Raw genomic sequence first — 12,525 nt, 5'->3', positions numbered from 1 at the left:
GTTCACTCCTTTCCTTGACAATCAATCCCCATCATAGGCTGATTTTTCGTTCATTTTGAATTGCACCAGGGTAATGACAAAAATGAAAATACCAAGAATCATGGCCATCGCTGAGGCATAACCCATCTGCAAGTTACTGAATGCTTTCTGCCAGATGTAGAAAACGATCGATGCCGAAGAATATTCAGGACCACCCGTAGGTGTCATAATGTTCATCTCGGTGAATATCTGGGAACCGCCAATGATATTTGTGACAATGAGGAAAAAGGTAACCGGCTTCACCATAGGCCAGGTGATATTGCGGAAGATTTGGAACCCGTTTGCTCCATCCAGCTCAGCCGCCTCGTAGTATGTACGTGATACACTTTGCAGTGCTGCCAGATACAACAACATCGTGTATCCAAGACCTTTCCACACCGTCATAATAATCAGAGCCGGTTTGACTGTGTCTTTGTTCGCGAGCCAGTTAGGCCCTTTGATCCCAAACAGGTCAAGGAACTGGTTCACCAGACCGTAATCCCCGTTGTACGCCCAGTTCCACATGATGGACACCGCAGCGAGGGAAGAAATAACCGGGATGTAATAGATTACACGGAATGTCGTGGTGCCGGGAATTTTACGATTCAGACCCATCGCCAGCAATAATGCGAGCAACAAACCAATCGGGATACCGAGCATCAGGAAGAATGTATTAAACATCGCTTTGTAGAAGAGGTCATCCGTGAGCAAATCCTTGAAGTTGGCCAAACCGATAAAGTTCATCTGTCCCAGTCCGTCCCAATCCGTAAAGGAACCATAAAGGGAGTAGAGGAACGGGAACATGACAAAGATCAGCAATCCAAGAATCGGAGGTAAAATAAACAGATATCCGTACAGCATCTCTTTGCGATACAAACTCGATTTCGTAATCACGGCGTTCACCCCTGTTTCTAGTATCAGCATGTGGCATTCTTCGATTGAACCTTGTCGATCAACGAATGCCACATGCCCGTATGGAATCCAATAAGTTCCAATACGAATGATGCCAGCAGCATGATTGCAGGCTGCCGGCATCACCCTTTCCTATCTACTATTTCTGAGATTTCTTTTCTTGTTCTACCGCTTTGTCGAGCAGTTTCTGCATTTTCGGTTGTTGCTGCTTCACATAGTCTGCGGCTGTAATCTTGCCATCCAATACCGGCTGGATGTCCGTGAAGAACAGGTCATACCATTCCGCATTGTACGTGTAGTTACCTGGCAGAGCCCGGCCGTAATCTTCAACGATATCAATGAATTCCTGTTTGTTGGCTGGTTTCGTGGATGTATCTTTGGCCCACTCGTCTGCCATATCAAGCAAGTTCGGAATCTGTACCTTGGCATCTACCAGTTGTTGCATGCCTTCCTTCGAAGCTGTAAGGTAGTTCACCAATGCTGCTGCTTCTTCTGGATGTTTCGTTTTCGCGGATACTCCGATTCCCAGAGATCCGATCCACGTTGCCGATTTGCCAGTTGATCCCGCAGGGAATGGCAGCAAATCATAATCGAAAGGCAATTTCTCAAATGTACTCATATCCCATGGACCTACAGGGAAGAAAGCCATTTCACCTTTCATCCAGCGTTGATACGTATCCAATGTTTGCGCTTCCTCAATGGAAGGTGTAATTTTGTATACGTTCTGCATATCCGCGAAGAATTGCAGTGCTTCAGCGAATTTTGGATCATCAATCGTTACTTTTGTTTTGGTCTCATCCAACCAATCCCCACCGTTGCTCCATACAAAGGATTGCAGGGCCCACTGTACGTTGAATCCAGTACCGTATACATCCGGTTTACCATCTCCATTGGTATCCTTGGTCGCTTGCTGGTTCACCTTGATGAACTCTTCCCATGTGTATGGTTTATCCTTGTCAGGGAGTGGGATGCCCTCTTTTTCTAATAACGTTTTGTTGTAGCCCAGTGCAAATGGCCCCAGATCCTTCGGCATACCGTAGATATCGCCCTGTCCTGCCATTTGACCGTCATAACGATACAGGTCCACGCCGTATTTCCAGATATTATCGAGATCAACATCCGGATTGTTTTCAATATACGAAGTGAGGTTCATCAGCACATTGCTGTTCACATACGCCTTCACGTCGCCCGGATTGATATAAAATACGTCAGGCAAGCTGTTGCCTGTAATTGCCGCTCTCAGCTTGGTTGCATATTGATCCGCAGCCGTTACGATAATTTTGACTTTCACACCCGGATGATCTTCTTCGAATTTCTTGACCACCGCTTGGTATGCTTTCTGCTCGTCTGTACCGCCGCGGAACATAAATGTTAACTCCTTGTCCCCACTTGCACCGCTGCTTCCTCCGCAACCTGCGAGTACCAGCGCACTTACCAGCATAAGAAGCATAAATGTGACCCAATTCTTTTTCTTTACCATCTGAACCCCTCCTGATCTGGACTTGTAACCGTATTCAATTGGATGAAATAAGATTTCTGTTGTTAAATTTATCAAATCCAGATCACTTTAGTCAACACTTTTATAAAACATTTTATATTTATATAAAATAAATCAGTATTTCGGCCAGCCACTCGAGTCCCAAAGCAAGTCATTAATCAGCAATTTCGGATTGCCATTATCCTCTGCATCATAGGCATGTCTTGCGATGACATTGCCGTTGTACACGTCCTGACCACCTGGACCTTTCCATTTTACATTGCCTGTATCCAATATCGTTCCGCCACCATTCAGCATATTAACTCCGTTTTTGTCCACATAAGGGCCTGTTATACTGGTCGAACGTCCATAGACCATTTTGTAGGTACTGTTCACCCCTTGGCAGCAAGAATCAATGGAAGCAAACAGGTAATAATAACCGCCACGATATACAATACTTGGTCCTTCAATAGCACCTCCGTTATTCGGGCGCGCAGCAATGGAAGTTATACTTCCCGTCGGTTTCATCGTGTTTTTGTCCAGCTTAACAATCTTCAGGCCACTCCAGAAAGAACCAAAGGCCAGCCATGGATTGCCTGAAGCATCAATGACCAGATTTGGATCAATGGCATTATAATTATTGGCGGTCGTGGTTTGAAGTACCAATCCTTCATCCTTCCATTGGCCTGCCCCAATGCTGTTCGCAGAAGCAAGACCAATCGCAGACCGATTGGAGCCAAAGGTGGAGATTGAATAATAGAGCCATACTTTTCCGTTATACTGCTCTACATCCGGTGCCCATACATCCAATCCGCTTTGTCCCGGAACGGCAGAAGCCCACCAGGATGGCTTACTTAAGAAGATTTGTGGAACACGATACCAGGACGAGCCATTATCGGATTTCAATACTTGAATGCCCGGGCCGGTTGAAAAGGTGTACCAGGAACTGCCCTCTTTGATAATCGACGGATCATGAACAGCGGTATCTCCGGTCAGATTCCAGAATGCCGCCAAAGCTTTTGACTGACCTGCCAGCAGTAATACCATCACAAGTAATGCCGGTAACGCCAACCGTTTCCACTTAAACCTCTTCACATTGCTTAACTTTTCCAAACCAAACTCCACCTTTCCTGTTCAAATGGTTAATTAGGTTCATGAAGTATTGAATCAATTTAGGTATAATAGGATTATAAAAGCGGTTACATTACATTTCAATGGTATATTTCAAATATATGTGAACTGATTAACACTTATTTTAACCGGAATAATGGACAAAATATAGATTATATTTTCGTATTTGCGCTATATACAAGGGTTTTGGCTTCTATTTCTCCACCCTTCCCTTCCATGAGGGAATGATTTATAATTATCTGAAATAAAACATATAAATGTGCAAATGTCTGTGTCGAAGACTTTGTTCAGAACGGGGAAAGGAAATCCACCTATGATTTATATTAAAGATCTGATGTCGGGTGTGAATATCTTCAAAGCGCTCAGTTCGGAAATCCGGATTCAGATCATCGAGCTGCTGGCCAAGAACCAAAGTCTTAATCTCAATGATCTTGCAACCAAGCTTGGACTGAGCAATGGCGCTATCACGATGCATATCAAGAAGCTTGAAGAGAGCGGATTGATCGAGATCAACACCGCCGTTGGCAAACATGGAATTCAGAAGATATGTTATCTCAATGAGGAAAAATTGATGGTTGATCTGCGTTCACAAGAGATTAACAATCGTTATGAGGTGGAAATTCAGGTCGGTCATTACAGCGATTATCAGGCTGCACCTACATGTGGTCTCGCTACCCGGGATAGCATTGTTGGAGAGTTCGATGATCCGCGGTACTTTGCTGATCCACTGCGAATTGATGCGGAGATGATCTGGCTGGCTGAAGGTTATCTCGAGTATCGGATTCCAAACTATCTCAAACCTAATCAGTCCTTTAGCGAAATTCAGTTGTCGATGGAACTGGGATCGGAGGCCCCTGGCTTTTGTGACAATTACCCTTCGGATATTTACTTCTATGTCAATGGGATTGAGATTGGCTGCTGGACAAGTCCGGGGGATTTTGGCAATACACGCGGTACCTTTAATCCGGAATGGTGGCCTCCGCACTTGAATCAGTACGGCATGCTGAAGCTGATCCGGATTACACAGGAAGGCAGCTATATCGACGGATGCCGCATCTCGGATGTGACGTTGGACCAGATTGGGCTGGATTACAAAAGCGATATTCACTTCCGCATTGCGGTTACGGACGAACCTTTGAACAAACGGGGCTTAACGATCTTTGGTAAAAACTTCGGAAACTATGGACAGAATCTGCTCGCTCGGGTTCTCTATAACGTGCAAGAAGAGTAGAGCCGGCTCTGACTATTCACTCGATATTAATTAAGTTCGACCGATCTGCTAACATAACTGTTCAACGCAACAACAATCATGTGTCTTCGAAAGGGTGCTATCCAGCACTCTTTTTTTGTTTCATCTCACCGAAGAACTTGTCCAATTATGTTGGAACAAAACATACTGGATGTTATGACTTCTATAGACCCTCTGTAATCCTCCATCTTGTTTACCCTGGCGTGATATAATAATGGCCTGTAATGACAAAATGGAATAACGGGCGGGGATACCTTTTGAAATTGGAGCGATTAATCTCAATCATATACAAACTGCTGAACCACGAAGTATTGTCTGCTTCCACCTTGGCTGAAGAGTTTCAGGTGTCCCCAAGAACGATCTATCGGGATATTGATGTAATCTGTGCCGCCGGCTTCCCGGTCGTCTCCCATCAGGGACTCAAAGGCGGCTACGGCATGATGGACGGATACAAGATGGATAAAAGCTTGCTCGGTTCTTATGATGTGGATTCCCTGATCACGGTCCTGAGCAGTCTATCCACAGTATTCGAAGATGCACGTGCACAAGGCACGATTGAACGTCTGCAAATGATTGGACCGGAGCATCAAACCTCAAGTCTATCGGTGGATCTGGAGACTCGCCGAACAGAACCTGATGCCCTTCCTCATCTGCGTAAAGGTATTACGGATCATCAGGTTGTCCGTTTTGACTACATCAATACAAAAAATGAACACACACCCCGCCATCTGGAACCGGTAAGACTCCATTTTAAATATCGTAATTGGTATGTATATGGATTTTGCCAGACACGGCAGGATTATCGCGAGTTCCGACTGTCCCGGATGATGAACGTGCAACTGACATCGGAACACTTCCAACCCCACCTTGAGCTTCCCCAAGAGACGGTTGTCTCAGATCCGTCATGGCAAGATCAGGTAAGTGATGTGGTATTTCGGGTGAACCCGGAAGCGCTCGCGGAAGCCATGGATCATTTTCAACAGGCAGATAAGCAATTTCACGAGGATGGAAGTATGACAATGCGTATCTCGGTTCATCAACCGTTACAAGCCAAGTGGTTATGGTCGTTTCTACTTAGTTTAGGTAGTGGCGCCGAGGTACTTGAACCGATTGAATTAAGAGACATTCTGAAAGAACAACTTCGAAACGCACTTAAGCTCTATGAAGAAGTATGACACGCTGTTGTCATACTTCTTTTTTTATAATCATCTCAGTAAGTTAACCTAATCTATAGCCAAATTAAAGGAGACGATCATCAATGAATCATCCGGAACAAATGTATAACTACCACGCATGGGCCAACCAAACGATCCTGGGCAGAGTCAAGGAATTGCCCTCTTCTGTACTGAGTCAGGTAGTGAACAGTTCATTTCCAACCATTGCTCACGCACTCAGCCATATCTACGCGGTAGATAAAATGTGGTACGAGGTATTGAATGGCACCAGTATGCCCGAGGCACTGCAAGCATGTATACTGCTTAATGGTGAGATTCACGGTTCTGTAGATGAGTACATCAAACGTTTTACCGACCTGTCGACACAATACAGTGAGTGGTTACGAGGCCATGCTGATCTGGAGCAAACCACTCTACTCGATAATCCATTTGCAGGAGTTCGCGAAACCAGCTTATCCGATATAGTAATCCATGTGGTTAACCACGGAACCTATCATCGAGGCAATGTTTCTACCATGCTACGTCAATTGGGGCATGCCTCCATCATGAATGACTATTCACTCTTTTGGTATCAGGAACCGGCTCAGGTATAGTTGACAATCGGATGGAAAATGTACATTGTATCCCCGTGACGTCGAGGGATGAATTGAGAAATTGGTTGCAGACGCATGGAAAAGTTGAGAATTCTTGCTGGGTAATGATAAGCATAAAACCCGTGCCGAATACCCTGCTGTATTTGGACGTGGTTGAGGAGTCGCTGTGCTTTGGCTGGATCGATGGAGTCAAAAAGAAAATATCCGAGACTCAATTAGCACAGAGATTATCTCCTAGAAGTAAACGCAGCTCATGGACTGAATTGAACAAGGAACGTGTCCGTCGTCTTGAAAAGTTGGGCCTCATGCATGACGAGGGTAGAAAGGTTCTTCCTGTTATGGAGCCAAATGCTTTCATAATTGATGGTGTGATCGAACAAAGGCTGAAAGAAGATCATCAGGTTTATGCAAATTTCATGGCCTTCCCTACCCTGTATCAAAACGTTCGGATCGATACGATCCAAAGTGTTAAGAATCAGCCAGCATTATTCCAGAGCAGATTGGATAAGTTCATAACCCACACAAAGGAAAATAAAATGTACGGTCAGTGGCATGACAACGGACGGCTCTTGAACTATTGAACTCCCCCTTTTCCCTGAGACAGCAGACAGGACCTCCATATGAGGAGGCCCTGTTTTGGTGTTTTATATTCGGTCATGTATTAATGAGTCTGCCTGTATGTTTTGGGAGACTTGCCAAAGGCTTTCTTAAACTGGCGGGTGAAATAATTACTGTCGTTAAATCCACATTCATACGAAATTTCCGTGATGGACAGATTCCCGTTTTTCAACAAATGACACGCCTTCTCCAGACGCAACTTTTGCAGATAAGAGATCGGGGTCATCTGATAATAGGATCGAAAAATCCGATTCAGATGCCTTATTGAGATATTCGACTTCCCCGCAATATCCTCTAGCGACAGTGGCTCCAGATAATGATCTTCAATAAATGAAATGGCATTTGCCAGATGCATCAGATTATTACCTTCGATCCCTTTCTCCTGCGTATCATATTGCCTCGACAAATAAACAACCATCTCCGTAAGACGTGAGATCAACATCGTCTGATACCCTTGCTGTTTACTCTGATACTCCTCAATCATGAACGATATCAGTGATTCTACATACTCCAGACTGGAAATGGATAACGCCAATTTACTCGGAAAGGAGTGAATATTACGATAAAACGGTTCCAAAACAAACAGCGCCTGGAAGCCGTTAGATTTTCTCAGATCGGGCCCAGCCGAAGCAAGCATCTCGGGACTGAACATAATGTTACAGATCCTAAAATCATGAGGGTCTTTATACGCATGATGGGTGTCGCCATTAATCACAAATGCGTTCCCTTTTTTAATAAAAAATTCCTCGGTGTTCACCACATGGGTTGCATGACCATTCAGAACAATCACAAGTTCCGTAAAATCCATATGATTATGAAGCTCCATGTCCTCAACATGTCCACCGTACTGGATAAAAAACGGAAATTGTTGATGGTCCGAGGTAAACCATCTCAAATATGCATTACTCAAAAGCATTCCCCTCCGCGAACATAGTTGGGTTGAATGTCTATATCATGCTATTCCAAGACCGAAAAATCAAGGTTCCATATACTTATAAGCGTTATAATTCGCCTTGTAGCAGGGATTTTCAATGTGTCCAGATTCATACTAAACTCTCGAAATGAATAGGAGCATAAATGATGAAATATACCAATCCGGTCATTCCGGGGTTTTATCCAGATCCAAGTATCTGCCGTGTAGATGAAGACTATTATCTGGTAACCAGTACCTTTGAATATTTCCCTGGTGTGCCCATCTTCCACAGCAAAGACCTTGTGAACTGGCGACAGATCGGCCATGTCCTCACAACAACTGAGCAACTCCCTTTAGCGAACGCAGGCAGCTCTGGCGGTATTTTTGCCCCAACACTCCGGCACCATGATGGCTGGTTCTATATGACAACAACCAATGTCAGCGGCGGCGGAAATTTTTATGTACGTAGCATCCAACCTGAGGGACCATGGTCTGCTCCGATTTTTGTTGATCAGGGCGGCATTGATCCCTCTTTTCTCTTTGATGATGATGGACATGTGTATTTTCAAACGGCCTGTAACGGCGATGAAGGCGAAGGCATCTATCAGTGCGAGATAGACACCACGACCGGAGCCAGACTAACCGATAGTCGATTGATCTGGACTGGAACCGGAGGAGCAGCCCCCGAAGCTCCCCACATGTATAAAATAAACGGCCTCTATTATCTGATGATCGCCGAAGGTGGAACCGAGTATGGTCATATGGAGACCATCGCTCGGAGCACAGAGCCATACGGACCATTTGATCCGTGTCCTCATAATCCGATTCTGTCCAATCGGAGCATGAAATCCAGCATTCACGCAACCGGTCATGCAGACCTTGTCCAGATCCAGGATGGAAGCTGGTGGGCCGTATCTCTTGGTATTCGTCCAGCTGGTTACCCTATGCGACACCATCTGGGACGTGAAACGTTCCTGGCCCCTGTCACTTGGACGGACACTGGTTGGCCGATAATCGGTGTGGACGGACATATTGAACCAGAGATGACCGGACCTTCATTGCCTGAGCATCCTTGGTCACCTCGGGCTATACGGGATCATTTTGACGAACCAACTTTGGACATGAACTGGATCTTCTTACGGAACCCGGCTCCGAATAGTTGGACACTCACAGAAAATCCCGGGCAACTCATCCTGCGGGGTCAGCCGGTTTCACTCGATGATGGACAAAATCCAGCCTTTGTTGGGCGTCGATTGAGCCATTTCTTATGCAATATGGCCACCGAGCTGTGTTATGAGCCATTTGCGAGCGGTGAGGAAGCCGGATTAACCTTATTTATGAATGATAAATATCATTACGACTTGGCTGTAACACAGATCGACGGTCAGAAGAAAATCGTATTGCGGCGAACCGTCGGCTCTCTGCGAACCGAACAGGTGCTTGACTGTGACACGGGGCCGGTTGTATTACAAATCAAGGCTGACCGTAATCACTTCACGTTCCTCTATCAGCAAGGTTCATCCGATGCCATCGAAGTGGGTTCAGGAGAAACACATCTGTTATCTACCGAAGTGGCAAGTGGTTTCACAGGTGTGATGATCGCCATGTACGCTTATGCTCCATCGGGGGAGTTTACACCCGCAAGTTTCGATTGGTTTGACTATGAACCTCTGGACGAATAATCGTTGTAACTCCTATATTCAGTAATAGAAAATATAATATATGATCAGCTAGAATTATCCCCTTAAAGTAGTTACTCTTTGAAAAGCCTTGTGTGGTAGCATAAGGAAATGAGTGAACTTTGAGGGGATTTTGCTATAGCTATATCTTTCTTACGGATTGCACTGGAATTTATAAAAGAACCATTGCTTTATTAGAGAAGTTCTCCTAGTATTTTTAGAAGGAACACCCCAGCAGCTCCCATCTTGGCAATAACTTCACTGCCCATATGAGAGCGCTATCGCTGCAGCACGAAAGAAAAACGGGAGGTTGCAGATATGAAATGGAATCACTTCAAGTCCAAGCTTCTGTTTAAGTACACCCTATCCTATATCTCCATTTTTCTTATCCCTCTTGTTATTTTAACCATCATTATTTATCACAACGCTGTGGACACGCTCCGTTCAGAGATTGAACAGACCAATGTCAATCAGCTCACTCAAGCCAAAACTGTCATTGATGATCGCATGAAGGAACTCCAAGACATCGCTTTTCGCATCGCCTACGATGAGCAGTTAACGCGGTATTGGACCCACCATCCGTACTATAGCCGGGAATCAATCGGCGCATTGGTCAAATACAAAGCCACCAGTTCCATTATCGATGAGTTATTCCTGTTCTTCCGTGAAGATGATAACATCTATTCTTCTCAAGGTTCTGAGAACCTGGATGTATTCACTGGCCGCTACAAATTTACTACGTGGAACAAAACAGACATGATCCGGGATTTGAATAACGTACAGTCCCCCACAATACGTCCAGCGGAGCAGGTCGTCCAAGGAACCAGAATACCCAATTCCATGCTGGCATACCTTGTACCGATTGCACCTAACAATACGCCCGCCCATGGAACCGTCATGTACTTGATACACGAGTCCAATCTGACGGGCTTAATTGATTCCATCCTCAGCGACTATCACGGGATGACTTATATTTTCGATAATTTCGGGCAAGTCCTGGCAGCCAATTACAAGGGAGAAATCATATCCGAACAGGAAGTTAACGCTCTGTTTGCTCTTGAATCCGGCACGCACAGCATCTCCTTAAATCAAGAACCACATTCGGTTGTATCCGTTAAATCGGATGCGGGTTGGACTTATGTAACCGCTATGCCCAGCAACCAATTTTTTAGCCGAATCGTTCATATTCGCACCTTTGTTGTTCTCGTTTTCTCCTTCATGGTGGTGATGGGCACATTCTTCGCCATTATGTTGGCCCGAAGACAGTACCATCCGATTTCAGACTTAATGGAGTTCATTCGGTTGAAAAATGATCCTGCTCCATCCTCCACCACCAACGAGCTGGAATGGATCAAGAAAACACTGCATGATTATAGTCAGCGCGTAGATCTTCAGGAGCCCTATGCTCGCAATCATATTTTGCTCATGTTGCTGAAGCACGGTCACACCGGAGATTTTCCCTCTGAGTTTACGGATAAGCTTGGCATACGCTTTAACCGGTCCCATTATTTTGTCATGATCATGGGCTGGGAAATGCATGCTTTTCCTATCGGTGATAACCCCGAGCAACCTACTGTCATGCAACTGATGAACGATGTGGACCTGCCGGAGTTGTCTGCATATGCTTACGGCGTAGAGCTGCCACAGGCAGACCAATTGGCCCTTATCGTGGGATTCGATGCCGAAATTGGGCATGAAGGTAGCCTGAATATCCGTATGGAGCCTATCGTTGAAAAACTGCAATGGATGGTGACAGAACACACCGGGGTCGCGCCCGCAATCGGGATAGGCAATCGGTACACTTATCCGAAACAGCTGAATCAGTCCTACATTGAGGCCTCGACCGCTCTGGAAGCATCGATGCTACATGGACAGGGCAGGAGTACATACTTTAACGACCTCTCTGGTTCCGATGTACAGGATTCCTCCTTCTGGGTCCCTAAGGATGTGTTATTAAAGCTGGTTCAGAGCTTAAAACAAGGCAGCTATGATGTGGCGGTTCAGATGGTGTCAACTGCGTTGAATACCCTGAAATCCGAAATGCCATCTGTACCGCTGCTGCGTTGCATCTGCTTTGATATTCTGAATACAATGCTCAAAACCGCTTCGGAGCTTGGAATCCATCATGTGGTTGATCAACTTCCAAGGATCACTTCCTACGACTCGTTAGAGGATTTGGAGAAAAAACTGACAGGCCTTGCCGCCGAAATCTGCGCCCATGTCGAAGCGAAGAGTGAGACGGAAGAAAGCTCTCTTATGGATGAAATTGTTGCTTATATCGATGCTAATTTCTCTGATTATGATCTCAGTTTAGGTACGATTTCATCGAAATTCACGATCTCTTCATCCTATTTCAGTCGTTCTTTCAAAGAAAAGATCGGCATGAACTTTACCCAATATATCTGGCAGAAACGGATGGATGAGGTCATTCGACTACTGCTGCATACTACCGATCCGTTAAAAGATATCATCACGCGTGTCGGTTACCTGGATACACCAAACTTCATCCGCAAATTCAAAAAAGAGACGGGTTATACCCCAGGGCAATACCGTAAAATGCACCGTCCCAATGGCTCCGCCGATTCTCCTGATGATGATGACGAGGAATGTATTGGATAAAGGGAGACATCGTCTAACATGTGCCTGATTCATTAGACCAAAATAACGCAAACAAGGGGCCGTCCTATACGTCATGCTCATGACGTATAGGACGGCCCCTTCGTATGTTTTTATTCCGTAGACATAATCTGATTCGTCGCG

General features: G+C 45.3%; 10 protein-coding genes. 6 read left to right on the top strand and 4 right to left on the bottom strand.

Going from position 1 to position 12,525, the window contains the following annotated elements; all coding sequences use genetic code 11:
- Positions 1–21: 21 nt before the first annotated feature.
- From C161_RS06185 to C161_RS06175, 3 genes are all read right to left on the bottom strand, one after another.
- On the bottom strand, positions 22–912 hold the full coding sequence (locus C161_RS06185) for a carbohydrate ABC transporter permease (protein ID WP_036611613.1): 891 nt from the start codon (positions 910–912) through the stop codon (positions 22–24).
- A 157-nt stretch (positions 913–1,069) separates the two neighbouring features.
- Complete coding sequence (locus tag C161_RS06180; RefSeq protein WP_036668789.1) at positions 1,070–2,410, bottom strand: ABC transporter substrate-binding protein; 1,341 nt, start codon at positions 2,408–2,410, stop codon at positions 1,070–1,072.
- Between the two features lie 132 nt (positions 2,411–2,542).
- Positions 2,543–3,454, bottom strand: a complete 912-nt coding sequence (locus tag C161_RS06175) for a glycoside hydrolase family 43 protein (protein WP_051154000.1) — start codon at positions 3,452–3,454, stop codon at positions 2,543–2,545.
- A 397-nt stretch (positions 3,455–3,851) separates the two neighbouring features.
- Here C161_RS06175 and C161_RS06170 point away from each other — a divergent pair, with 397 nt between their 5' ends.
- The 4 genes from C161_RS06170 (at position 3,852) to C161_RS06155 (ending at position 7,136) form a co-directional block, all read left to right on the top strand.
- Entirely contained in the window at positions 3,852–4,769 is a 918-nt protein-coding gene (locus C161_RS06170; RefSeq protein WP_036668788.1) for an ArsR/SmtB family transcription factor, read from the top strand.
- Between the two features lie 275 nt (positions 4,770–5,044).
- The gene (locus C161_RS06165) at positions 5,045–5,962 is read left to right on the top strand and encodes a helix-turn-helix transcriptional regulator (RefSeq protein WP_036668786.1); all 918 of its coding nucleotides are present in this window, start codon (positions 5,045–5,047) and stop codon (positions 5,960–5,962) included.
- Between the two features lie 83 nt (positions 5,963–6,045).
- Positions 6,046–6,555 carry a DinB family protein gene (locus tag C161_RS06160; protein WP_036668784.1) on the top strand — a complete coding sequence of 170 codons (510 nt, stop codon included), beginning with the start codon at positions 6,046–6,048 and terminating at the stop codon, positions 6,553–6,555.
- Between the two features lie 11 nt (positions 6,556–6,566).
- The gene (locus C161_RS06155; protein ID WP_036668782.1) at positions 6,567–7,136 is read left to right on the top strand and encodes a YdeI/OmpD-associated family protein; all 570 of its coding nucleotides are present in this window, start codon (positions 6,567–6,569) and stop codon (positions 7,134–7,136) included.
- A gap of 80 nt (positions 7,137–7,216) precedes the next feature.
- Here C161_RS06155 and C161_RS06150 read toward each other — a convergent pair whose 3' ends face one another.
- A complete protein-coding gene (locus tag C161_RS06150; RefSeq protein ID WP_405158697.1) occupies positions 7,217–8,089 on the bottom strand; it encodes a helix-turn-helix domain-containing protein in 873 nt (290 codons plus the stop codon).
- A 164-nt stretch (positions 8,090–8,253) separates the two neighbouring features.
- Here C161_RS06150 and C161_RS06145 point away from each other — a divergent pair, with 164 nt between their 5' ends.
- Together C161_RS06145 and C161_RS06140 are read left to right on the top strand one after the other, a co-directional pair.
- The gene (locus tag C161_RS06145) at positions 8,254–9,768 is read left to right on the top strand and encodes a glycoside hydrolase family 43 protein (protein ID WP_036668780.1); all 1,515 of its coding nucleotides are present in this window, start codon (positions 8,254–8,256) and stop codon (positions 9,766–9,768) included.
- A 315-nt stretch (positions 9,769–10,083) separates the two neighbouring features.
- Complete coding sequence (locus C161_RS06140; RefSeq protein WP_036668778.1) at positions 10,084–12,384, top strand: helix-turn-helix domain-containing protein; 2,301 nt, start codon at positions 10,084–10,086, stop codon at positions 12,382–12,384.
- Positions 12,385–12,525: the final 141 nt, after the last annotated feature.

Source organism: Paenibacillus sp. FSL R5-192, from assembly GCF_000517845.1.
Taxonomy (GTDB): Bacteria; Bacillota; Bacilli; order Paenibacillales; family Paenibacillaceae; genus Paenibacillus; species Paenibacillus amylolyticus.
The sequence above is the reverse complement of the archived record's forward strand: the minus strand, read 5'-3'. Positions and strand labels throughout refer to the sequence as shown.

What these genes read in the sequence shown, in the direction of transcription:
- C161_RS06140 (WP_036668778.1), top strand. Translation starts at nt 10,084, where the DNA reads ATGAAATGGAATCACTTCAAGTCCAAGCTTCTGTTTAAGTACACCCTA.
- C161_RS06170 (WP_036668788.1), top strand. Translation starts at nt 3,852, where the DNA reads ATGATTTATATTAAAGATCTGATGTCGGGTGTGAATATCTTCAAAGCG.
- C161_RS06150 (WP_405158697.1), bottom strand. Translation starts at nt 8,089, where the DNA reads ATGCTTTTGAGTAATGCATATTTGAGATGGTTTACCTCGGACCATCAA.
- C161_RS06155 (WP_036668782.1), top strand. Translation starts at nt 6,567, where the DNA reads ATGGAAAATGTACATTGTATCCCCGTGACGTCGAGGGATGAATTGAGA.
- C161_RS06145 (WP_036668780.1), top strand. Translation starts at nt 8,254, where the DNA reads ATGAAATATACCAATCCGGTCATTCCGGGGTTTTATCCAGATCCAAGT.
- C161_RS06160 (WP_036668784.1), top strand. Translation starts at nt 6,046, where the DNA reads ATGAATCATCCGGAACAAATGTATAACTACCACGCATGGGCCAACCAA.
- C161_RS06180 (WP_036668789.1), bottom strand. Translation starts at nt 2,410, where the DNA reads ATGGTAAAGAAAAAGAATTGGGTCACATTTATGCTTCTTATGCTGGTA.
- C161_RS06175 (WP_051154000.1), bottom strand. Translation starts at nt 3,454, where the DNA reads ATGGTATTACTGCTGGCAGGTCAGTCAAAAGCTTTGGCGGCATTCTGG.